Here is a 21,273-nt window from a genome sequence, read left to right as displayed (position 1 = left end):
GCATCGAAGTAGTCGTGAGGTTCTGGCGCAGAACCCTCGCCGCCGGAAGAGGTCGGCACGTCGGCAAACAGTTCGTGCTCATCGATTTGAACGCTGTGGCGAAAACCTTCGGCGGAAATGGTGTTGACGGTAACGGTCATGGAAAGCCTCCCAGGCTGGAAAAGTCGTTCGGTCAAAAAAGACCTTGAAGTTATAGAGCATTCCTCCACGGGCGCGTTCCACTTTCTTATGGATTCCTGCCTGCTCGCTGAATGGATTCCGGGCGACCGACCGGCCGCGCGCGGTTGCGAATGACGCCATCGCGGCCTATGGTCCAAGCGAGGTAATGCCTGCGACCGAACACAATGACGCGCCGCAGGTTGGTGTCCATCCAGTGCGAAAACCACAGCAAGGTGACGACATGCCCAACGAATCCCGCCCCGCCGTCCTTGAGCTGATCGGTAACACGCCGCTGGTGCGTGTCAGTCGCTTCGATACCGGTCTGTGTACGCTGTTCCTCAAGCTCGAATCACAAAACCCCGGCGGATCGATCAAGGATCGCATCGGCCTGGCGATGATCGACGCCGCCGAGCGCGATGGTCGTTTGCAACCTGGTGGCACCATCGTCGAGGCCACTGCCGGCAACACCGGCCTGGGCTTGGCCCTGGTCGGCCGGGCCAAGGGGTATCGAGTGGTGTTGGTAGTGCCCGACAAGATGTCCACCGAGAAAGTCCTGCACCTCAAGGCGATGGGCGCCGAGGTGCACATCACCCGCTCCGATGTCGGCAAGGGCCATCCCGAGTATTACCAGGATGTGGCTGCACGGCTGGCAAAGGAAATTCCCGACGCCTTCTTTGCCGATCAATTCAACAACCCGGCCAACCCGCTGGCCCACGAATGCAGTACCGCGCCCGAGATCTGGGCGCAAACCCAACATGATGTGGATGCCATCGTCGTCGGTGTCGGTTCGGCCGGCACGTTGACTGGCTTGACCCGCTTCTTTAACCGCGTGCAGCCGAATCTGGTCATGGTGTTGGCCGACCCGGTCGGCTCGGTGATGGCCGAATACAGTCGCAGTGGCACCCTTGGCACACCCGGTTCCTGGGCGGTGGAAGGCATTGGCGAAGATTTCATTCCCTCGATTGCCGACCTGTCGAGTGTGCGCCACGCGTATTCGATCAGTGACGAAGAAAGCTTTGATCATGCCCGCCAACTGTTGCGCGCCGAGGGCATTCTCGGCGGCTCGTCGACCGGCACATTGCTGGCGGCGGCGCTGCGTTATTGCCGCGAGCAAACCGAGCCGAAACGGGTCGTGAGCTTTGTCTGCGATACCGGCACGCGCTACCTGTCGAAGGTCTACAACGATCAGTGGATGAACGATCAGGGCTTGCTGCAATACAAGCACTACGGCGATCTTCGCGACCTGATCTCGCGCCGTTTCGAGGACGGTCGAGTGATCAGCGTCGGCCCGGACGACACGCTGCTGACCGCTTTCCAGCGCATGCGTTTGGCCGACGTGTCACAACTGCCGGTGCTGATGAACGGCCAGCGGCTGGTCGGTGTGATCGACGAGTCCGACATTCTGCTGGGGGTGCACCAGGACGCCTCGCACTTCCGTTTGACGGTCGCCAGCGCAATGACCGACAAGCTGCAAACCCTGCCTGCCGCTGCCAGTCTGGCTGAGCTTCAGGCGGAGCTCGACCGTGGGCTGGTGGCGATCATTGCCGATGCCTCGGGCTTCCACGGACTGATTACCCGCTTCGACCTACTCAATCATCTACGGAGATCCCTGACATGAGTCACGATAAAGAGGCTGCGCCACATGGATTTGCCACACGCGTGATCCATGCCGGGCAGGCGCCGGACCCTTCCACCGGGGCGTTGATGCCGCCGATTTACGCCAACTCTACCTATTTGCAACAAAGTCCCGGCGTGCACAAAGGCCTCGACTACGGGCGCTCGCACAACCCGACGCGCTGGGCGCTGGAACGCTGCGTGGCGGATCTCGAAGGCGGCACCCAGGCCTTCGCGTTCGCGTCCGGGCTGGCGGCAATCTCCACGGTACTCGAACTGCTTGATGCCGATTCGCATATCGTCTCGGGCAATGATTTGTATGGCGGTACGTTTCGCCTATTCGACAAAGTGCGTCGGCGCAGCGCCGGGCATCGTTTCAGCTTCGTTGATCTGACGGACCTGGCGGCCTTCGAAGCGGCGTTGCAGGACGACACACGAATGGTCTGCGTCGAGACGCCGAGCAATCCGTTGCTGCGCCTCACTGACCTCGCCGCCATCGCACGCATCTGCCGTCTGCGCGGCATCATTTGCGTGGCCGATAACACCTTCGCCAGCCCGGCGATCCAGCGCCCGCTGGAACTGGGCTTCGATGTCGTGGTGCATTCGACCACCAAGTATTTGAACGGGCATTCCGACGTGATCGGCGGCATCGCGGTGGTCGGGCAAAATGCGGAGTTGCGCGAGCGATTGGGCTTTCTGCAAAACGCAGTGGGCGCCATCGCCGGTCCATTCGACGCCTTTCTTACCCTGCGCGGCGTGAAAACCCTGGCACTGCGCATGGAGCGCCATTGCAGCAACGCCCTGGCGTTGGCGCAATGGCTGGAACAACAGCCGCAGGTGGCGCGCGTCTACTACCCGGGATTGCCATCACATCCGCAGCACGAACTGGCGCGCCAACAGATGCGCGGTTTCGGCGGGATGATTTCACTCGATCTGAACAGTGATCTGGCAGGCGCCAAGCGCTTTCTGGAGAGTGTGCAGATCTTTGCGCTGGCGGAAAGCCTGGGCGGGGTGGAAAGCCTGATCGAGCATCCGGCGATCATGACTCACGCGACCATCCCCGCCGACACCCGTGCGCAACTGGGCATCGGCGATGCGCTGGTGCGATTGTCCGTGGGGGTCGAGGACGTTGACGACTTGCGCGCCGATCTGGCGCAGGCGTTGGCGCGGATTTGAGTTTCGGCAGGCAAAAAAATCCGGAACCCTTAGCGGATTCCGGATTTTCGTGTCAAGCCCGGTTTAGCTGCCTTTGACCGCCTTACCGTTGACCTTTCCGTCGAGGAGCATGATGTTGTACTCCTTGCCGTCGGTTTCAACTTGTTGCAGGCGGACCAGCAGGTAATCCCAGTCCTTGGCAAACCACATGACGGTAATGCGCTTGTTTTGTGTCGGGTCGCGCACGCGCTCGACTTTGATCGCATCGATCTGGCCGGCCTTGGTGTCGACTTTTTCTGAGCCCAGTACGCGGAAGTCATAGGTATCGACTTCGCCACCATCGATGACCTGATAGTTCATGCTCTTTTTGCCGGCGGCGACGTCTTCCTGAAGGGCCAGTTGATACGTGGACTTGTCGAGCATGCCACGGTTCAATGGAACCTTGACCGGGTCGCCACGATCGGTGCCGGTGACCATTTTGGTGGTCCAGTCGAAATCCAGATCAACCTTTTTGGCTTTACCCAGGCCACCACGCTCAAAGCGGTAGGACTGAGGCAGCAGGGTGTCCTTGTCCACGGTCAGGGTGCTTTCTTCCGTCAGGCTGGCGATCATCATCGATGCCTTGAAGCTGAGCTTCCAGACACCGTTGGCTTCCTTGGTCAGGCTGCGTTCAGCCGTGCCGCTCATGGGGAGCTGTTTCCAATCGGCGGTGTAACTGGCGGAGAAAGGTTGTAGTTCTGCAGCCTGTGCCAGAGGCAAGGCAAGCAGAGCGCAAGCGAAGAGCAGGGCGCGACGCATAATATCTCCTAGGTTCGAATCAAGTGGCCGCTGGCCGCGAGTAGCTTCCCATCCAGTAAAGCACCTTGTTCGCCAAGTGATAACCGACCTTCGGCAAACCAGCGTACAGCCAACGGGTAGATCAGGTGTTCCTGGGCATGGACTCGCTGCGCCAGACTCTGCGGCGAATCCTGCAACTCTACCGGTATTACTGCTTGTACGACCAGTGGTCCGCCATCGAGTTCCTCGGTGACGAAGTGGACGGAGCAGCCGTGCTCGGTGTCGCCGGCCTCCAACGCGCGCTGATGAGTGTGTAACCCTTTGTATTTAGGGAGCAGTGACGGATGGATATTGAGCAGGCGACCCGCGTAATGGCGCACGAAGTCAGCGCTGAGAATGCGCATGAAACCGGCCAGTACCACGAGTTTGGGATTGAACGCGTCGATCAGTTCGATCATTGCGGTATCGAAGGCCTCGCGGCCTTCGAAAGCCTTGTGATCCAGGGCGCGGGTGTCGATACCCGCGTCCTTGGCGCGTTGCAGGCCATAAGCATCGGCGCGGTTGGAAATCACCGCAGCGATGCGAACCGGGCTGTCGCCGGTCCGCGTGCTGTCGATCAAGGCCTGCAAGTTACTGCCGGTGCCGGAGAGCAGCACCACGACATCACAGGTGACGGACATTAATGAGCCTTGAGGTTCTTCAGTTCAACCTGGGCCGCGCCTTCGGCAGCGGTAGCGATCTGACCGATGACCCAAGGCTGCTCGCCCGCTTCACGCAATACGTTCAGCGCGGTTTCAACGTGCTCTTGAGCCACGCAGATCACCATGCCCACGCCGCAGTTCAGCACGCGGTGCATTTCGTTTTCGTCGACGTTACCTTTTTCTTGCAGCCAGTCGAACACGGCAGGACGGGTCCAGCTCGCTACGTCAACCACCGCTTGTGCGCCTTTTGGCAGAACGCGCGGGATGTTGTCCAGCAGGCCACCACCGGTGATGTGGGCCATGGCTTTGACAGCGCCGGTGTCCTTGATCAGCTTGAGCAAAGGCTTCACGTAGATGCGGGTCGGGGCCATCAACAGGTCGGTCAGCGGTTTGCCGTCGAGCTGGATGTTTTCGATGTCAGCACCCGACACTTCGATGATCTTGCGGATCAGCGAGTAGCCGTTGGAGTGCGGGCCGGAAGACGGCAGGGCGAGCAAGGCGTCGCCGGCAGCGACTTTCGAACCGTCGATGATTTCGGATTTTTCCACGACGCCGACGCAGAAGCCGGCCAGGTCGTAGTCTTCGCCTTCATACATGCCAGGCATTTCAGCGGTTTCGCCGCCGACCAGGGAGCAGCCGGACAGTTCGCAGCCTGCGCCGATGCCGGTCACGACTTGGGTCGCAGTTTCGACGTTGAGCTTGCCGGTGGCGTAGTAGTCGAGGAAGAACAGCGGCTCGGCGCCGCAGACCACCAGGTCGTTCACGCACATGGCCACCAGGTCGATGCCGATGCTGTCGTGCTTGTTCAGGTTCAGTGCCAGGCGCAGCTTGGTGCCCACACCGTCGGTGCCGGAAACCAGTACGGGCTGCTTGTATCCAGCCGGGATTTCGCAGAGGGCGCCGAAACCGCCCAGGCCGCCCATGACTTCCGGGCGCGCAGTGCGCTTGGCGACGCTCTTGATGCGTTCGACCAATGCTTCACCGGCGTCGATGTCTACACCGGCGTCCTTGTAGCTCAGGGAGGGTTGCTTGCTCATGATCCAGGCCTTTAGGGGGGATTCAGGGGTAACGACCGAGTTCAGCGGGGTCGCCGAATTCGACGGGGGCGATTGCCTCACACGAAATTCGGACTACCCGGCTGTTGCCGGTCTGCGAAGGCGCGCGATTTTATCAGGCTTGAGGGGCAGCGGCCATCCTCAGGCCGACAGCAGGGGCATATAGGCCAAAAAAAAACCGTTATCGCCCGCGTGAGTGACATCGCACATGGCTGTATAAGGTATYGCCATTAACCGTCTATCGTTATGACAGCGTCAAAAACTTATCGGGGTCGGGTGAATGTTTTGCACGGGGCGATGGTCACAGCCTTGCTCAATGCCTTCATGCGGTCAGTTCCAGCCGCTCTTGTCGTCAGGAATCTTCCATGCGTTTTCTTTCCAAACTTTTGTGTTTGAGCTGTGTTTCCCTTTTCAGCCTCGCCAGTCATGCCGAAACCGTGAAAGGTCTCTATCAGGTGCGCGAACCTGTCGTCAGTCAAGCGCCCGAGGAGCGTGATCAAGCGACCCAGCGTGCGCTGGACACGCTGGTATTGCGCCTGACCGGCGATCCCAAGGCGGCGCAAAGCCCGGGGTTGGCGGCCCTGCGCAAGGACCCGCAACAAATCATCAGTCAATACGGCTTTGAGGCCGGGCCGCCGGAAGTATTGAAGGTTGATTTTGACCCGGCCTCCACCGAGCAGGCGTTGCGTCGTGCGGGGCTGTCGTTGTGGGGCGCGAATCGGCCGTCGATCCTCGGCTGGTGGCTGAACGACTCCACCGAAGGTTCGAACCTGGTGGGCGATGGCCAGGCCAGCGCCGCGCCTCTGCGTCGAGCGGCGCAACACCGCGGCTTGCCATTGCGCCTGCCGCTAGCGGATCTGAGTGAGCAATTGGTGGCAACAGCGCCGACGCTGGAAGGCACTGACGCGACGCCTCTGCACAATGCATCGGAACGTTACAACGCAGACGCTTTGCTGGCTGTGCATGCCCGGGAAGAGGGCGGTCAGTGGCAGGCCAAATGGAATTTGTGGATGGGCGACAAGAAGGAAGCGGGCAGCGTGCAAGGCGCGGATCAGGCCGCAGTGGCCGATGCGGTGATGCTGGCGGTCAGTCAGCGACTGGCGCCACGGTTTGTCGTCAAGCCAGGCGCTTCGGGCGAGCAGTTGCTGGAAGTGCAGGGCATGAACCTGGAGCGTTACGCGGCGTTGGGGCGATTGCTCGACCCGTTTGGCGCGCGCCTGCAAAGTGTCAGCGGTGATCGCATCCTTTATCGGGTTAATGGCAGCGCTGAGCAACTGCGTTCGCAGTTGTCGCTGGCGAAGTTGCAAGAAGTGCCGGCCGGTGAAGCAGCCGCGCCCGTAGCGCCGGTTCAACCCGTAGTGCAGGGTTCGACGCCTGCTGTAGCGCCAGCCCCGGCACCGACGCCGCAATTGCGCTTCCGCTGGTAAGGTTTTCTTTCTTTATATAGATGCAGTTGGAGTGGTACATGGCCGATACGCGCCGTTGGTTCTGGTTGGGTGGAGTGGTTCTGCTCTGCGCGTTTGTCTGGCTGTTGCATCCGATCCTGACCCCTTTTCTGGTGGCGCTGCTGCTGGCCTATCTGTTCGACCCGCTGGTGGATCGATTGGAGAGGGCCGGGTTTTCAAGAACGTGGGGCGTGGTGGCGGTATTCGCACTGTTCACCCTGATTTTCACCACGCTGCTACTGGTGTTGGTGCCGCTGCTGGCCAAGCAACTGTTTCGTTTGTATGAGCTGGCACCGCAAATACTCGATTGGCTGCAGCACACCGCACTGCCATGGGCGCAATCGAAGTTCGGGTTGTCGGACGGCTTCTGGAAATTCGACAGGCTCAAGGCTGCGATCAGCGAACACATGACACAGACCAGTGACATCGTCGGTGTGGTGTTGAGTCAGGCCACGGCGTCCGGTCTCGCTTTGATTGGTTGGCTGGCCAATCTGGTGTTGATCCCGGTGGTGAGTTTTTACCTGCTGCGGGATTGGGACTTGATGATGGGGAAGATCCGAAGCCTGTTACCGCGTGATCGCGAAGAGCGCGCTGTGTTGTTGGCTGGCGAATGCCACGAAGTGCTGGGGGCGTTCGTGCGCGGGCAATTGCTGGTGATGGTGGCGCTGGGGGTGATCTACTCTGCGGGCCTGATGCTGGTGGGGCTGGAATTGGGGCTGTTGATCGGTGTGATCGCCGGTCTGGCCGCGATCGTGCCGTACATGGGCTTTGTCATCGGGATTGGCGCGGCACTGATTGCCGGACTGTTCCAGTTCAGTGGCGACCTCTATCCAATGTTGGGCATCGTCGCGGTGTTCATGGTTGGTCAAGCGCTGGAAGGCATGGTGCTGACACCAATGTTGGTAGGAGACCGGATCGGTCTGCACCCGGTGGCGGTGATTTTTGCCGTTCTTGCGGGCGGCGAACTGTTCGGTTTCACGGGGGTATTGCTGGCGTTGCCGGTGGCAGCGGTGATCATGGTGCTGGTGCGCCATGTGAATGATTTATATAAAGATTCCGAGATGTACAGCGGTGCAGATGAGCCAAAGCGATAAGGTTCGTTGAAAGGCCGTCGCGGCCAACCCGGATCATTGCCGGGTTGGCCTGCATCCCCCGCGTAGCTGTCACATGCACCGCCAACAAAACTGTCACGAAACCAGTGTGTTAACGCAAACCTTTGATTTTGCTTGTGGTCTGTCGCATTGTGYGACCAGCGTCACGGGTATAAACTTCGCAAACTTTACACAGAGGTCACTAACGGTTCCTTTGGAACTGTTCAGTCAGCATGAAACCGATTCAGCTGCCCCTAGGTGTGCGTCTGCGTGATGACGCTACCTTTATCAATTACTACCCAGGCGCCAATGCCGCAGCACTCGGCTATGTCGAGCGGCTATGCGAAGCCGACGCCGGGTGGACCGAAAGCCTGATTTATCTCTGGGGCAAGGACGGGGTAGGGCGTACGCACTTGTTGCAGGCGGCCTGCCTGCGCTTCGAGCAGTTGGGGGAGCCGGCAGTGTACTTGCCATTGGCCGAGCTGCTTGATCGTGGCATCTCCATTCTCGATAACCTCGAACAATACGAACTGGTCTGCCTGGATGATTTGCAGGCGGTTGCAGGTCGGGCGGATTGGGAAGAGGCACTGTTCCATCTGTTCAATCGGCTGCGCGACAGCGGTCGTCGCCTGCTCATCGCCGCGTCGACATCACCGCGTGAATTGCCGGTGAAGCTGGCGGACTTGAAGTCGCGTTTGACTCTGGCCCTGATCTTTCAGATGCGCCCGCTTTCCGATGAAGACAAATTGCGCGCTTTGCAATTGCGTGCATCGCGTCGCGGCTTGCACCTGACTGATGAAGTCGGGCATTTTATTTTGACCCGCGGTACACGCAGCATGAGTGCGCTGTTCGAGCTGCTAGAGCGTCTCGATCAGGCCTCTCTTCAAGCCCAGCGCAAACTCACAATCCCTTTCCTGAAAGAAACCCTGGGCTGGTAACAAAAGCCTGGTAAAACCCAAGCCTGGCAGGGGTTTTGGCGTATTTCAGGCGCCAGGAAGTGCGCTTTCCTACAGGGTTGCAGGCTACGCGAGTGTCTAAAACGGGCTTAAGTGCTTAGATGTAAACGGGAAACCGATAAGTCACATAAAGTTCGATTGAATTTGCAAATGAGGATGATAGTGGGCATAGTCACGGCTTCTTTATAACTATCAGCCACGGTCGTGCCCATGCTAAAGCGCTTCGCACCCCTCGTGCCTCTCGCACTCGTCACCCTGTTGTTCGGTTGCGCTGCTCACTCGCCAGTGTCCCAGCAAGAGCAACAACAGCAGGTTAAAAACGCAGCTACCGCACAGTCTTCTTCCGTTCTTTTTCAGGAAGAGCTCGCCACTGATAAAGAACTGGCTGACTTTGCCGACGGCAAGTCGTACAAGCTTCCGGTTCTGGCCGACAGCATCCTCGAACGTGGCATGTCCCTGATCGGTACCCGTTACCGTTTCGGCGGTACCTCTGAAGCCGGTTTCGATTGCAGCGGCTTCATCGGTTATCTGTTCCGTGAAGAAGCGGGCATGAACCTGCCACGCTCCACTCGCGAAATGATCAACGTGGACGCTCCACTGGTCTCTCGCAGTGCGCTGAAGCCAGGCGACCTGCTGTTCTTCGCCACCAATGGTCGTCGCGGTCGCGTCAGTCACGCCGGAATCTACCTGGGTGACAACCAGTTCATCCACTCCAGCAGCCGTAAAAGCGGTGGTGTACGGGTCGATAGCCTGGGTGACAGCTACTGGAACAAGACCTTCATCGAAGCCAAGCGCGCCCTTGCGATGGCCCCGACCGTGGTCACCGCTCGCAAGTAAGCGTACAAATTGTAAGGTGAACTTAAAGTCTTACTTGAAGTTTGCCGCATAGCGGCTAGAATTCTGATCTACTAATGATGGCAAACCGCCTGCGCCCCGCGCAGGCGGTTTTCTTTTCTGCACTTCCGGCAGAAAAAGCCGCAGCCAGATCAGGATGTTCTGCTTATGACGATGTCGGCCCGCCTCGTACTCCTGTTCTTCGCAGCGCTACTCAGCGCCTGCGCCAGCCGCACCCCGCCTGCACCGGTGGTTCGCGCGCCCATTATTTTCGGTAACCCGCAGTCCTTTTCCCCCGAAGCAGAAGACGTGCTGTTCCGCGCGCTCGGCCTGGTGGGGACGCCATATCGGTGGGGTGGCAACACACCGGATTCGGGCTTCGATTGCAGTGGGTTGATCGGCTACGTCTACCGTGATGTTGCCGGCATTTCCTTGCCGCGTACCACGCGCGAGATGATCAGCATGCAAGCCGCCAATGTGGGCAAGGAAGGCCTGCAAACCGGCGACCTGATTTTCTTCGCCACCAATGGCGGCTCTCAGGTCAGCCACGCCGGGATTTACGTCGGCGAAGGCCGCTTCGTGCATGCCCCCGCGACTGGCGGCACGGTGAAACTCGACAGCCTCTCTAAAGCCTATTGGCAGAGGGCGTRCCTGAGCGCCAAACGCGTTCTGCAGCCCCAGCACCTGGCGCGCAATCCGTAGTCACAGCGCTGTCCCCCTGTAGGAGCCGAGCAAGCTCGGCTCCTACAGGGATTGGAGGTTGCCGTTACTTGGCTACGGACACGCGCCACACCTTGTTCCCCACATCATCCGCCACCAGCAAGCCTCCCTGCTGATCGATCACCACGCCCACCGGCCGGCCCCTGGCTTCTTCGTCTTCATTGAGAAAGCCAGTCAGCACATCAACCGGTTGCCCCGTCGGTTTACCGCCAGCGAACGGCACGAAAATCACTTTGTAGCCACTGTGCGGTTTACGGTTCCACGAGCCGTGCTGACCGATGAAAGCCCCTTCCTTGAATTGCGTCGGCAGGGTATTGCCTTCAGCGAACGTCAGGCCCAGCGACGCAGTGTGCGGCCCCACCGCGTAGTCCGGCTTGATGGCCTTGGCCACCAGGTCCGGATTTTGCGGCTCGACGCGAATATCGACATGCTGGCCGTAGTAACTGAATGGCCAGCCATAGAACCCGCCATCCTTGACCGAGGTGATGTAGTCCGGCACCAAGTCGCTGCCGATTTCGTCTCGTTCGTTGACCGCCGTCCACAGCGCGCCGCTGCGGGGCTCCCAGGCCAAGCCGTTGGGGTTGCGAATCCCCGAAGCGAATATCCGGTGATTGCCGGTGGCGCGGTCCACTTCCCAGATCGCCGCGCGGCCTTCTTCCTGGTCCAGCCCGTTTTCACCGACATTGCTGTTGGAACCAACGGTGACGTACAGCTTGCTGCCGTCCTTGCTGGCGATGACGTTTTTGGTCCAGTGATGATTCAGCGTGCCCCCAGGCAGATCAATCACTTTGATCGGCGGCGACTTGATCGCCGTTGCACCGCTTTCATAGTGAAAACGCAGCAGGCGGTCGGTGTCGGCCACATACAGGTCATTGCCGACCAGCGTCATGCCGAAGGGCGAATTGAGGTTTTCCAGGAACACCGTACGGGTTTCGGCAATGCCGTCGTGGTCCTTGTCGCGCAGCAGCGTGATGCGGTTCGGGCTGGGGACGGCAGAACCGGCGCGGCCCATGGCTTTGCCCATGACCCAGCCACGAATGCCTTTGCCGTCATCAGGTTTGGGTGGCGCAGCGGTTTCGGCCACCAGTACGTCACCGTTGGGCAGTACGTAGAGCCAGCGCGGGTGATCGAGGCCTTCAGCAAAGGCTGCCACTTGAGTCCCTGCGGCAGCAGTGGGTTTCACACCTTCCGGCCAGCCGATCGCCGGGGCGATGTTCACCGTCGGGATCAGGGTTTTATTCGGTTCAGGCAGCTTGGGTGATGGGCCGGTGCCGTCGGAGACTTTCAGGCTTGAGGTTTCACCACAGGCGGCAAGCCCTCCGGCGAGCACGATGACGAGAACGAGTGGGGACTTGTGCATGCTGGTCTTCCCTATGAATGCAGTGTCTTATTCATAGAGGAGATAAACGCAGCGATGGTTCAACCGGTCAGCCGCGCGCTTCCTTGAACAAGACGACGATGCCCGGGTGATAGTTGCCGGCTTCGTTACGCAACTTGCGGTAGGCGTAGGGGAAATACCAGGCCACCGCGCAGCAGTGTTCCTTTTGCAGGTCGTCGACCATGTCTTGAAGTTCTTCCGGGGTGGCGCTCTGCTGGGCTTTTTGCGGAGCAACGAAAAGACAGCCGAGTTTAAGGTCGCTGCCGTAGCTGATGCGTTTGGCGTCGCAGGTGATGTCCACCAGCGCCTGCGTCAGGTTCAGGCTGTTGACCTTGGGCCAGCGTTGAGTGGCTTGAAAATAGGCGCGTTGTTCGGCGTTCGCGATAAATAGATCGGCGCGGGCGTTGCGCTCGCCTTCTTCGATTTGTTTTCGAGTCGGTGTGTTTTGCAGAGTGACCATTTCCGTCATGCACGCAGCGGCAGAGAGCAAGCCAAGGTTGGCCTTTTCGTCATGCCAGTAAGGCGCTTCGTTATCGCCGCGAATAGTGTTGTAGCGGTCGATACAGTCAAACCAACGTTCCAGCACCGGTCGCAGGAATTCCAGCTTCGGATTGCTGATAATCATGCCTTGCATGTTACTCACCCTTTTAATTGTGTAGTTGTTGGGTTGTGGCTCTTTGATATCACTGCTGGCCGCGTGCTGCAAGATTGGCGTCAGTAAATTGTCCGGCCGCAATATATCGCTAGCCGCGGCTTGTCTTCATTTGACGCTCCACCCCCAACCCTCTAACCTTCGCGGCTTGTTTCAGGTGCTCTGTGGCCGTGGCCGACAGAGTGAAACAGGGAAGCCGGTGAGTGACGATTGTCAAACGACGAGTCCTCACGATCCCGGCGCTGCCCCCGCAACGGTAAATGAGTGAAGACTGCGCCTTGAGCCACTGTGTCAATTTCGACATGGGAAGGCGCGCAGTCAGGCGAAAGCCGCTCATGAGCCCGGAGACCGGCCTGATTCATCCAGCGGCATCACGGTGGGCGATGCCAGGCTTCTTGCCGTCTATTCTTGTGCCTGCCCGCCGTTATCCAGCCTCAACGGAGAGCTCCCCCATGACCGATAACCCTGATCGTGACGAACGTCATTTGGCGCGCATGCAGCGCAAAAAAGCCGTGATCGACGAACGCATTGCCAATTCCCCGAACGAATGCGGCTTGTTGCTGGTGCTGACCGGCAATGGCAAAGGTAAAAGCAGTTCGGCGTTCGGYATGCTCGCCCGCTCCATGGGCCACGGCATGCAATGCGGTGTGGTGCAATTCATCAAGGGCCGCAACAGCACCGGCGAAGAACTGTTCTTTCGCCGTTTCCCGGAGCAAGTGCGTTTCCATGTCATGGGCGAAGGCTTTACCTGGGAAACCCAGGACCGCCAGCGTGACATTGCCGCTGCCGAAGCCGCCTGGGCAGTGTCCCGCGAATTGCTCAGCGATCCGTCCATCGGTCTGGTGGTGCTGGATGAACTGAACATCGCCCTCAAGCACGGCTACCTCGATCTCGATCAAGTGCTCAGCGATTTGCAGGCGCGCCCGCCAATGCAGCACGTTGTAGTGACCGGTCGCGGCGCCAAGCCGGAAATGATTGAACTGGCCGACACCGTCACTGAAATGGGTGTGATCAAGCACGCGTTCCAGGCCGGGATCAAAGCGCAAAAAGGCGTCGAGCTGTGAATCAACCACGTCATTGCCCGGCAGTCCTGATTGCCGCGCCGGCTTCCGGTCAGGGCAAGACCACCGTCACCGCTGCACTGGCCCGTTTGCATCGCAATCAGGGACGCAAGGTGCGCGTGTTCAAGTGCGGTCCGGACTTTCTCGACCCGATGATTCTCGAGCGCGCCAGCGGTGCGCCGGTGTATCAACTGGACATGTGGATGGTCGGCGAACAGGAAAGTCGTCGACTGTTGTGGGAAGCGGCCGGTGATGCGGACTTGATCCTCATCGAGGGTGTCATGGGCCTGTTCGACGGCACGCCGTCCAGCGCCGACCTGGCGCGGCACTTTGGTGTGCCGGTGCTCGCGGTAATCGACGGCACCGCCATGGCCCAGACCTTTGGTGCGTTGGCGTTGGGCTTGGCGAAGTATCAGCCGGACTTGCCGTTTGCCGGCGTGCTGGCCAACCGTGTGGGCACCTTGCGTCACGCGCAATTGCTCGAAGGCAGCCTGACCGAAGGATTGCGCTGGTACGGTGCTTTGTCTCGGGAAACCGGGATCGAATTGCCGAGTCGCCACTTGGGGCTGGTTCAGGCCAGTGAGCTGAATGATCTCGATCTGCGCCTGGATGCGGCGGCCGATGCGTTGGCCAGCAGTTGCGAAGTGGCATTGCCGCCGGCGGTGGAATTTGCAGCCCCGGATGTAATCGCTGCCGAACCGTTGCTCGCGGGTGTGCGAATTGCTGTGGCCCGTGATGAAGCGTTCGCGTTTACCTACGGCGCAAGTCTGGATTTGCTGCGAGCCATGGGCGCCGAGCTATCGTTTTTCTCACCGATCCGCGACAGCGAATTACCGGCGGCCGACAGCCTTTATCTACCGGGTGGTTATCCGGAATTACACCATGTCGCGCTGTCACAAAACACCGCGATGCTGAATGCGATTCGCGCACACCATGGGGCGGGTAAACCGCTGTTGGCCGAATGTGGCGGCATGTTGTATCTGCTCGACTCGTTGACTGATGTCGAAGGCACTCGCGCCGAACTGGTGGGTTTGCTCAAAGGCGATGCGGTGATGCAAAAGCGTCTGGCGGCGCTGGCTTTGCAAGCGGTCGAACTGCCGGAAGGTGCGTTGCGTGGACACACGTATCACCATTCGCTGACCAGTACCGAACTTGAGCCGATTGCGCGAGGCCTGAGCCCGAATGGTGGGCGGGGGGCGGAGGCGGTTTATCGTGAGGGGCGGATGACGGCTTCTTATGTGCATTTTTATTTTCCGTCCAATCCCTCCGCTGTAGCCGCATTGTTTGTGCCTGACCGTCAGGATGCCATCGCGGGCAAGCCCGCTCCCACATTTGACCGCATTCCTTCAGGTAGACCACTTGCTAATGTGGGAGCGGGCTTGCCCGCGATGAGGTCATGACAGACAACGCATTCAGTCAGGCCGAACGGGATGCGGTCTACCGCACCATCGCCGAACGCCGCGACATGCGTCACTTCAGCGGCGGCACCGTTGAGCCCGAGTTATTGCGCCGTCTGCTCGAAGCCGCGCATCAAGCGCCCAGCGTCGGCCTGATGCAGYCCTGGCGCTTCATCCGCATCAGTGACCGAGCGCTGCGCGGCAAGATCCAGTCGCTGGTGGAAGAAGAACGCATCCGCACTGCCGAAGCCCTTGGTGAGCGCACCGACGAATTCATGAAGCTCAAGGTCGAAGGCATCAACGACTGCGCCGAGGTGCTGGTCGCGGCGCTGATGGACGATCGCGAGCGCCACATCTTCGGCAGGCGTACCTTGCCGGAAATGGACATGGCCTCGTTGTCCTGTGCGATCCAGAACCTCTGGCTGGCCTCTCGCGCCGAAGGCCTGGGCATGGGTTGGGTATCGCTGTTCGAACCGCAAGCACTGGCGGACCTGCTGGGTTTGCCGGCCGGGGCCAAGCCGTTGGCGGTGCTTTGTCTGGGACCGGTCAAGGAATTCTATCCAGCGCCAATGCTGGTACTCGAAGGCTGGGCGCAAGCGCGTCCGCTCAGTGAGTTGCTGTATGAAAATTATTGGGGAGTGAGTCAATGAGTGTGGCGTTATTGAGTGTCGCCGCGGTTGCGCTGGACGCGCTGCTGGGTGAACCCAAACGCTGGCATCCGCTGGTGGCGTTCGGCCGTTTTGCCGAGCGCATCGAGCAACGTTTCAATGGCGGTGGTCGTGGCTGGCGCAGTCATGGCGTCACCGCGTGGGTGATCGCGGTAGTGCCGTTGACCTTGCTCGCCACGGCATTGTCCTGGGCGCCTTATGTCGGTTGGATCGTCGAGATTCTCGCGCTGTATTGCGCCCTTGGCATGCGCAGCCTCGGTGAGCACGTCGAGCCGGTGGCCAAGGCCCTGCGCAGTGATGACCTGGAAGAAGCGCGCACACGTGTGGGCTATCTGGTCAGCCGCCAGACCAGTGAGCTGGATAAAACCGAAGTCGCCCGTGCGGCCACCGAATCAGTGCTGGAGAATGGCAGTGATGCTGTGTTTGCCGCGCTGTTCTGGTTTGCCGTAGCCGGTGCGCCGGGCGTGGTGCTCTACCGTTTGAGCAACACGCTGGATGCGATGTGGGGTTATCGCAATGAACGCTTTGAGCGCTTCGGCTGGGCGGCGGCGAAAATCGACGACGTCCTCAACTACATTCCCGCACGCTTGGTGGCGTTGACCTACGCGCTGCTGGGGAAAACCCGCCTGGCGATGAAATGCTGGCGAACCCAAGGCCCAACTTGGGACAGCCCGAATGCCGGCCCGGTAATGGCGTCGGGTGCCGGTGCATTAGGCGTCGAGTTGGGCGGGGCGGCGATTTATCACGGTGAATTGCATCAGCGTCCGCAACTGGGTGAAGGCGTGCCAGCGGATGCTGATTCCATTGATCGTGGCTGGCAATTGGTTCAGCGCGGGGTATGGTTATGGTTGCTGATTCTCTGCGTGGGGGCTGAATTTTATGCTTGAGCACGGTGGCCGATTGCGCAAAGCTGCGCGCGAATACGGAATTGCAGAAGCCGAATGGCTCGACTTGTCCAGCGGCCTGGCGCCCTGGCCGTTTCCGATCCCGGAGATCCCGCTGCGCGCCTGGGCACGTTTGCCGGAAACCGGAGACGGCCTGGAGCAGGCGGCCTGCGATTATTACAGTGCAGCTCAAGTGCTGCCGGTGGCGGGTTCGCAGATGGCCATCCAGCTACTTCCGCGATTACGGCGTGCCGGCAAAGTCGGCGTGCTGTCGCCGTGCTACGCCGAACATGCCGAAGCCTGGCGACGTTGTGGCTACATCGTGCGTGAGGTGCTGGAGCAGGAAGTCGACTTCTTTATCGACAGCCTCGACGTGCTGGTGGTGGTCAACCCGAACAACCCGACCGGCCTGAGCCTGACCCCGAGTCGTCTGCTCGACTGGCACAGCCGGCTGGCCTCGCGTGGTGGGTGGCTGGTGGTGGACGAGGCGTTCATGGACAACACGCCGCAGTTGAGTGTGGCGCCGTTTATCCATCTGGTCGGATTGATCGTGTTGCGTTCGTTCGGCAAGTTTTTCGGTCTGGCCGGTGTGCGGCTGGGGTTCGTGCTGGCGGAACGCAAACTGCTCAACTTGCTCGCCGAGCACGTCGGGCCGTGGGCGGTCAGTGGGCCGACCCGAGTGATTGGCCAGGCCTGTCTGCTGGACACCGAAGGTCACGCCCGCCAACGCCAGCGCAGCGAAGAAGCCAGTGAGCGTCTGGCGCGGCTGCTTGAGCAGTTCGGTTTCAAGCCTCAGGGCGGATGCGCCTTGTTCCAATGGCTGATCACCGACCAGGCCGAGCAACTGCATGGGTTCATGGCTCGGCAGGGAATATTGCTGCGCTTGTTCCCACACACCAGCAGTCTTCGTTTTGGCTTGCCCGCCGACGAAGCGGACTGGACACGCCTGGCGCAAGCCTTTGAAACCTACGTCAAGGAAGCCCGATGAGCACATTGATGGTGCAGGGCACCACGTCCGATGCCGGTAAAAGCACGCTGGTGACGGCGCTGTGTCGCTGGGTGGTGCGCCAGGGCGTGCGTGTCGTGCCGTTCAAGCCGCAGAACATGGCGCTCAACAGCGCGGTGACCGCTGACGGTGGTGAAATTGGTCGTGCTCAAGCGGTGCAGGCCCAAGCGGCGAACCTTGAGCCGCACACCGACATGAACCCGGTGCTGCTCAAGCCCAACAGCGACACCGGCGCTCAAGTGATCATTCATGGTCGCGCCATCACGACAATGAACGCCGTTGCCTATCACGACTACAAAGCCATCGCCATGCAAGCGGTGTTGGCCTCACAMCAACGGCTGAGTGCGGCGTATCCGGTGGTGATGGTCGAAGGCGCGGGCTCGCCGGCCGAGATCAATCTGCGGGCCGGCGATATTGCCAACATGGGCTTTGCCGAAGCGGTGGATTGCCCGGTGGTGCTGATTGCCGACATCAATCGCGGCGGGGTTTTTGCGCATCTGGTGGGCACGCTGGAGTTGCTGTCGCCGACCGAACAGGCGCGAATCAAAGGCTTCATCATCAATCGTTTTCGCGGCGACATCGCGTTGCTGCAACCCGGCCTCGACTGGCTCGAAGAACGCACCGGCAAGCCGGTGATCGGTGTCCTGCCGTACGTAATGGACCTGCACCTGGAAGCCGAGGACGGCATCGATCAGCGTCAGACCGACAAGGCAGACCAGGTGCTGAAAGTCGTGGTGCCAGTATTGCCGCGTATCAGCAACCACACCGATTTCGATCCACTGCGCCTGCATCCGCAAGTGGACCTGCAATTCATCGGCCCCGGCCAGGCGATCCCGCCGGCCGACCTGATCATCCTGCCTGGCTCGAAAAGCGTACGCAGCGACCTCGCATATTTGCGTGCCAATGGCTGGGATTCGGCGATCAGTCGCCATCTGCGTTATGGCGGCAAAGTGCTGGGGATCTGCGGCGGTTTGCAAATGCTCGGTGAACACGTGCATGACCCGTTGGGTCTGGAAGGCTCACCGGGTTCCAGTGCCGGTCTGGGGTTGCTGGCGTTCGAAACACAGCTTGAAGAAGAGAAGCAGTTGCGCAATGTGCGCGGTCGCCTGGCACTGGAGAATGCTGCCGTCAGTGGTTATGAAATCCATGCTGGCGTGACCACCGGGCCGGCGTTGGAAAATGCTGCCGTGCAGTTGGACGATGGTCGCTGCGATGGTGCGCAAAGTGTGGATGGGCAGATTTTCGGTACCTATCTGCATGGACTGTTCGAGTCGCCGGCGGCGTGCAGTGCCTTGCTGCGTTGGGCGGGGTTGCAGGCGGTGCAGGAGGTCGATTACCACGCATTGCGCGAGCGCGATATCGAGCGGTTGGCGGATCTGGTGGAGCAGCATTTGGATACCCGGCTGTTGCGTGAGCTCTGCGGGATTTGAGGTGAATTCATCGCGAGCAGGCTCACTCCCACATTGGATCTCCAGTGAACATAAAATTTGTGTCCACCATCGATCAACTGTGGGAACGAGCCTGCTCGCGATGAGACCAGTCGCCACACAGCCAATTAAAAGGTTATGAACCATGCTCCAACTAATCCTTGGCGGCGCCCGCTCCGGCAAAAGTCGTCTGGCCGAAAAACTCGCCACCGACAGTGCACTGGCCGTGACCTACATCGCCACCAGCCAACCCCTTGACGGTGAAATGAACGACCGCGTCGCCCATCACCGCGCCCGGCGTCCAGCCGAATGGGCATTGATCGAAGAACCGATCGAACTCGCCCGAGTCCTGCGTGAAACCGCCGGCGCCAACCGTTGCCTGCTGGTGGATTGCCTGACGCTGTGGATGACCAATCTGCTGATGCTCGACGACGCCGAACGTCTCAACGCTGAGCGCGAAGCCCTGTTGGACTGCCTGGCCTCGTTGCCGGGTGAAATCATTTTTGTCAGCAACGAGACCGGAATGGGTGTTGTGCCGCTGGGCGAATTGACTCGCCGTTACGTCGATGAAGCCGGTTGGCTGCATCAAGCGTTGGCCGAGCGCTGCCAGCGTGTCGTCCTGACCGTCGCTGGCCTGCCCCTGACTTTGAAAGGAACTGCGTTATGACTCAATCCTGGTGGCTGAACCCGTGCAAGCCGATCGATGCACAAGCCGTCGAACAGGCTCAGGCGCGTCAACAGCAATTGACCAAACCGGCCGGCTCGCTCGGCCGACTGGAATCGGTGGCGGTGCAATTTGCCGGGTTGCAGGGGCAGGTCAAGCCGAGTCTGGATCACCTGTGGATCGCGATTTTTGCCGGTGACCATGGTGTCGTGGCTGAAGGCGTGTCGGCGTTTCCTCAGGAAGTCACCGGGCAGATGCTGCACAACTTCGTCACTGGCGGCGCGGCGATCAGCGTGTTGGCGCGACAGCTGGGCGCTTCCCTTGAAGTGGTGGATCTGGGCACGGTCTCGCCAACCTTGAATTTGCCTGGTGTCCGCCATTTGAACGTTGGCCCAGGCACGGCGAATTTCGTCAAAGGCCCGGCCATGACCTCGGCCCAGGGTGAGCTCGCTTTGCAGGCCGGTCGCGACAGTGTGCAGCGCGCCATCGCCGCCGGAGCGCAGTTGTTCATCGGTGGTGAAATGGGCATTGGCAACACCACCGCAGCCAGTGCATTGGCCTGTGCCTTGCTCGATTGCCCGGTGGCGCATCTGGCCGGACCGGGCACCGGTCTGGACGCGGCGGGCGTCAGCCACAAAGCTCAGGTCATCGAGCGTGCGTTGGCGCTGCACAGTGCTCAGCGCGGGGACGCATTGCAGGCGCTGTTCAACCTCGGCGGCTTTGAAATTGCCGCGCTGGTTGGCGCGTATCTGGCGTGTGCGCAGGAAGGTGTGGCGGTGCTGGTCGACGGGTTCATTTGCAGCGTCGCGGCATTGGTGGCAGTGCGTTTGAATCCTGATTGTCGTGAGTGGTTGCTGTTCGGCCATCGCGGCGCCGAGCCTGGCCATCGTCATGTGTTGGAAACCCTGAACGCCGAACCGTTGCTGGATCTTGGGCTGCGCTTGGGCGAGGGCAGCGGTGCGGCGTTGGCCGTGCCGTTGTTGCGTCTGGCCTGCGACCTACACGGGCAGATGGCGACCTTCGCCGAAGCGGCCGTTGCGGATCGTCCGGCATGAACTTGCGTCTAGACCTGCTGCGACATGGCGAGACCGAACTCGGTGGTGGGTTGCGTGGCAGTCTCGATGATGCACTGACCGCAAAAGGCTGGGAGCAGATGCGCGCGGCGGTGATTGAGCAGGGGCCGTGGGATCGTTTGGTCAGCTCACCTTTGCAGCGTTGCGCGCGGTTTGCCGAAGCGCTCGGCGCGCAACTGGGTTTGCCCGTTCACCTGGATAAAGACCTGCAAGAACTGCACTTTGGTGCCTGGGAAGGGCAGAGCGCAGCGGCGTTGATGGAAACCGATGCCGAGGGATTGGGCCTGTTCTGGGCTGATCCTTATGCGTTTACGCCACCGGACGGGGAGCGGGTGGCGGACTTTTCCAGTCGGGTACTGGCGGCCATTGAGCGACTGATAGGTGCCTATGCTGGCGAGCGGATCCTGTTGATCAGCCATGGCGGGGTCATGCGTTTGTTGCTGGCGCAAGCGCGGGGGTTGCCGCGTGAGCAGCTGCTCAATGTCGAAGTCGCTCATGGTTCTCTGTTTTCGTTGAGCGTCGAACCCGGCGGCATTTTCAAGGAAGCGATCTGACC

At 60.2% G+C, this 21,273-nt stretch carries 22 protein-coding genes and 1 riboswitch; of the genes, 16 read left to right on the top strand and 6 right to left on the bottom strand.

Translation table 11 applies throughout. From position 1 onward, the window contains the following. The coding region (locus AC1DSG_RS13525) for an OsmC family protein (RefSeq protein ID WP_477791331.1) at positions 1-140 on the bottom strand (140 nt) is incomplete at its 3' end. A gap of 260 nt (positions 141-400) precedes the next feature. On the opposite strand from AC1DSG_RS13525, the gene AC1DSG_RS13520 reads away from it, so the two are divergent. Further along, on the top strand, positions 401-1,777 hold the full coding sequence (locus tag AC1DSG_RS13520) for a pyridoxal-phosphate dependent enzyme (RefSeq protein WP_477791330.1): 1,377 nt from the start codon (positions 401-403) through the stop codon (positions 1,775-1,777). Further along, positions 1,774-2,949 (top strand): trans-sulfuration enzyme family protein, encoded by a 1,176-nt coding sequence (locus AC1DSG_RS13515; RefSeq protein WP_477791329.1) that lies wholly within the window; start codon positions 1,774-1,776, stop codon positions 2,947-2,949. Before AC1DSG_RS13520 ends, AC1DSG_RS13515 begins: the two co-directional genes overlap by 4 nt. A gap of 63 nt (positions 2,950-3,012) precedes the next feature. On the opposite strand, the gene AC1DSG_RS13510 is transcribed toward AC1DSG_RS13515, so the two are convergent. From AC1DSG_RS13510 to purM, 3 genes are read right to left on the bottom strand one after another with little or no spacing between them, the layout of a single operon-like run. After that, complete coding sequence (locus tag AC1DSG_RS13510) at positions 3,013-3,726, bottom strand: DUF3108 domain-containing protein (protein ID WP_477791328.1); 714 nt, start codon at positions 3,724-3,726, stop codon at positions 3,013-3,015. Between the two features lie 8 nt (positions 3,727-3,734). Further along, entirely contained in the window at positions 3,735-4,385 is a 651-nt protein-coding gene (gene purN, locus AC1DSG_RS13505; protein WP_477791327.1) for a phosphoribosylglycinamide formyltransferase, read from the bottom strand. Then, the gene (gene purM, locus AC1DSG_RS13500; protein ID WP_010456810.1) at positions 4,385-5,443 is read right to left on the bottom strand and encodes a phosphoribosylformylglycinamidine cyclo-ligase; all 1,059 of its coding nucleotides are present in this window, start codon (positions 5,441-5,443) and stop codon (positions 4,385-4,387) included. The genes purN and purM overlap by 1 nt, the downstream gene beginning before the upstream one ends. A gap of 383 nt (positions 5,444-5,826) precedes the next feature. On the opposite strand from purM, the gene AC1DSG_RS13495 reads away from it, so the two are divergent. The 5 genes from AC1DSG_RS13495 (at position 5,827) to AC1DSG_RS13475 (ending at position 10,489) form a co-directional block, all read left to right on the top strand. Continuing rightward, positions 5,827-6,888 (top strand): DUF2066 domain-containing protein, encoded by a 1,062-nt coding sequence (locus tag AC1DSG_RS13495; RefSeq protein WP_477791326.1) that lies wholly within the window; start codon positions 5,827-5,829, stop codon positions 6,886-6,888. Between the two features lie 38 nt (positions 6,889-6,926). Then, entirely contained in the window at positions 6,927-8,000 is a 1,074-nt protein-coding gene (locus AC1DSG_RS13490) for an AI-2E family transporter (protein ID WP_477791325.1), read from the top strand. Positions 8,001-8,230: 230 nt separating this feature from the next. After that, positions 8,231-8,935: a DnaA regulatory inactivator Hda gene (gene hda / locus AC1DSG_RS13485; RefSeq protein ID WP_010456804.1), complete on the top strand. Its 705-nt coding sequence runs from the start codon at positions 8,231-8,233 to the stop codon at positions 8,933-8,935. A gap of 228 nt (positions 8,936-9,163) precedes the next feature. Beyond that, complete coding sequence (locus AC1DSG_RS13480) at positions 9,164-9,790, top strand: C40 family peptidase (RefSeq protein WP_477791324.1); 627 nt, start codon at positions 9,164-9,166, stop codon at positions 9,788-9,790. A 165-nt stretch (positions 9,791-9,955) separates the two neighbouring features. Further along, entirely contained in the window at positions 9,956-10,489 is a 534-nt protein-coding gene (locus tag AC1DSG_RS13475) for a C40 family peptidase (protein ID WP_477791323.1), read from the top strand. A gap of 64 nt (positions 10,490-10,553) precedes the next feature. Here the strand turns inward: AC1DSG_RS13475 and AC1DSG_RS13470 are convergent, their stop codons facing one another. Both AC1DSG_RS13470 and AC1DSG_RS13465 read right to left on the bottom strand, forming a co-directional pair. Then, positions 10,554-11,867, bottom strand: a complete 1,314-nt coding sequence (locus AC1DSG_RS13470; RefSeq protein ID WP_477791322.1) for a PQQ-dependent sugar dehydrogenase — start codon at positions 11,865-11,867, stop codon at positions 10,554-10,556. Between the two features lie 67 nt (positions 11,868-11,934). Beyond that, entirely contained in the window at positions 11,935-12,519 is a 585-nt protein-coding gene (locus tag AC1DSG_RS13465) for a hypothetical protein (RefSeq protein ID WP_477791321.1), read from the bottom strand. Between the two features lie 156 nt (positions 12,520-12,675). Next, positions 12,676-12,908: riboswitch (cobalamin riboswitch) on the top strand. Between the two features lie 81 nt (positions 12,909-12,989). On the opposite strand from AC1DSG_RS13465, the gene cobO reads away from it, so the two are divergent. From cobO to cobC, 9 genes are all read left to right on the top strand, one after another. After that, the gene (cobO, locus tag AC1DSG_RS13460) at positions 12,990-13,601 is read left to right on the top strand and encodes a cob(I)yrinic acid a,c-diamide adenosyltransferase (protein ID WP_477791320.1); all 612 of its coding nucleotides are present in this window, start codon (positions 12,990-12,992) and stop codon (positions 13,599-13,601) included. Continuing rightward, complete coding sequence (locus AC1DSG_RS13455; protein ID WP_477791319.1) at positions 13,598-14,998, top strand: cobyrinate a,c-diamide synthase; 1,401 nt, start codon at positions 13,598-13,600, stop codon at positions 14,996-14,998. The genes cobO and AC1DSG_RS13455 overlap by 4 nt, the downstream gene beginning before the upstream one ends. Continuing rightward, the gene (bluB, locus tag AC1DSG_RS13450; protein ID WP_477791318.1) at positions 14,995-15,645 is read left to right on the top strand and encodes a 5,6-dimethylbenzimidazole synthase; all 651 of its coding nucleotides are present in this window, start codon (positions 14,995-14,997) and stop codon (positions 15,643-15,645) included. Before AC1DSG_RS13455 ends, bluB begins: the two co-directional genes overlap by 4 nt. Next, positions 15,642-16,550 carry an adenosylcobinamide-phosphate synthase CbiB gene (gene cbiB / locus AC1DSG_RS13445; protein WP_477791317.1) on the top strand — a complete coding sequence of 303 codons (909 nt, stop codon included), beginning with the start codon at positions 15,642-15,644 and terminating at the stop codon, positions 16,548-16,550. Before bluB ends, cbiB begins: the two co-directional genes overlap by 4 nt. After that, positions 16,543-17,535: a threonine-phosphate decarboxylase CobD gene (cobD, locus tag AC1DSG_RS13440; protein WP_477791316.1), complete on the top strand. Its 993-nt coding sequence runs from the start codon at positions 16,543-16,545 to the stop codon at positions 17,533-17,535. Before cbiB ends, cobD begins: the two co-directional genes overlap by 8 nt. Continuing rightward, on the top strand, positions 17,532-18,983 hold the full coding sequence (locus AC1DSG_RS13435; RefSeq protein WP_477791315.1) for a cobyric acid synthase: 1,452 nt from the start codon (positions 17,532-17,534) through the stop codon (positions 18,981-18,983). The genes cobD and AC1DSG_RS13435 overlap by 4 nt, the downstream gene beginning before the upstream one ends. A 142-nt stretch (positions 18,984-19,125) precedes the next feature. Next, positions 19,126-19,647 (top strand): bifunctional adenosylcobinamide kinase/adenosylcobinamide-phosphate guanylyltransferase, encoded by a 522-nt coding sequence (gene cobU / locus AC1DSG_RS13430; RefSeq protein ID WP_477791314.1) that lies wholly within the window; start codon positions 19,126-19,128, stop codon positions 19,645-19,647. Further along, entirely contained in the window at positions 19,644-20,699 is a 1,056-nt protein-coding gene (gene cobT, locus AC1DSG_RS13425) for a nicotinate-nucleotide--dimethylbenzimidazole phosphoribosyltransferase (protein WP_477791313.1), read from the top strand. Before cobU ends, cobT begins: the two co-directional genes overlap by 4 nt. Then, positions 20,696-21,271, top strand: coding sequence for an alpha-ribazole phosphatase family protein (cobC, locus tag AC1DSG_RS13420; RefSeq protein WP_477791312.1), 576 nt, complete (start codon positions 20,696-20,698; stop codon positions 21,269-21,271). The genes cobT and cobC overlap by 4 nt, the downstream gene beginning before the upstream one ends. Positions 21,272-21,273 lie beyond the last annotated feature (2 nt).

The organism is Pseudomonas sp. P5_A12, from assembly GCF_056400685.1.
This window is presented reverse-complemented; position numbering and strand designations above follow the sequence as displayed.

Excerpts from the sequence above, each read along its gene's own strand:
- AC1DSG_RS13520 (WP_477791330.1), top strand. The coding sequence starts at position 401 with ATGCCCAACGAATCCCGCCCCGCCGTCCTTGAGCTGATCGGTAACACG.
- AC1DSG_RS13515 (WP_477791329.1), top strand. The coding sequence starts at position 1,774 with ATGAGTCACGATAAAGAGGCTGCGCCACATGGATTTGCCACACGCGTG.
- AC1DSG_RS13510 (WP_477791328.1), bottom strand. The coding sequence starts at position 3,726 with ATGCGTCGCGCCCTGCTCTTCGCTTGCGCTCTGCTTGCCTTGCCTCTG.
- purN (WP_477791327.1), bottom strand. The coding sequence starts at position 4,385 with ATGTCCGTCACCTGTGATGTCGTGGTGCTGCTCTCCGGCACCGGCAGT.
- purM (WP_010456810.1), bottom strand. The coding sequence starts at position 5,443 with ATGAGCAAGCAACCCTCCCTGAGCTACAAGGACGCCGGTGTAGACATC.
- AC1DSG_RS13495 (WP_477791326.1), top strand. The coding sequence starts at position 5,827 with ATGCGTTTTCTTTCCAAACTTTTGTGTTTGAGCTGTGTTTCCCTTTTC.
- AC1DSG_RS13490 (WP_477791325.1), top strand. The coding sequence starts at position 6,927 with ATGGCCGATACGCGCCGTTGGTTCTGGTTGGGTGGAGTGGTTCTGCTC.
- hda (WP_010456804.1), top strand. The coding sequence starts at position 8,231 with ATGAAACCGATTCAGCTGCCCCTAGGTGTGCGTCTGCGTGATGACGCT.
- AC1DSG_RS13480 (WP_477791324.1), top strand. The coding sequence starts at position 9,164 with ATGCTAAAGCGCTTCGCACCCCTCGTGCCTCTCGCACTCGTCACCCTG.
- AC1DSG_RS13470 (WP_477791322.1), bottom strand. The coding sequence starts at position 11,867 with ATGCACAAGTCCCCACTCGTTCTCGTCATCGTGCTCGCCGGAGGGCTT.
- AC1DSG_RS13465 (WP_477791321.1), bottom strand. The coding sequence starts at position 12,519 with ATGCAAGGCATGATTATCAGCAATCCGAAGCTGGAATTCCTGCGACCG.
- cbiB (WP_477791317.1), top strand. The coding sequence starts at position 15,642 with ATGAGTGTGGCGTTATTGAGTGTCGCCGCGGTTGCGCTGGACGCGCTG.
- cobD (WP_477791316.1), top strand. The coding sequence starts at position 16,543 with ATGCTTGAGCACGGTGGCCGATTGCGCAAAGCTGCGCGCGAATACGGA.
- cobU (WP_477791314.1), top strand. The coding sequence starts at position 19,126 with ATGCTCCAACTAATCCTTGGCGGCGCCCGCTCCGGCAAAAGTCGTCTG.
- cobT (WP_477791313.1), top strand. The coding sequence starts at position 19,644 with ATGACTCAATCCTGGTGGCTGAACCCGTGCAAGCCGATCGATGCACAA.
- cobC (WP_477791312.1), top strand. The coding sequence starts at position 20,696 with ATGAACTTGCGTCTAGACCTGCTGCGACATGGCGAGACCGAACTCGGT.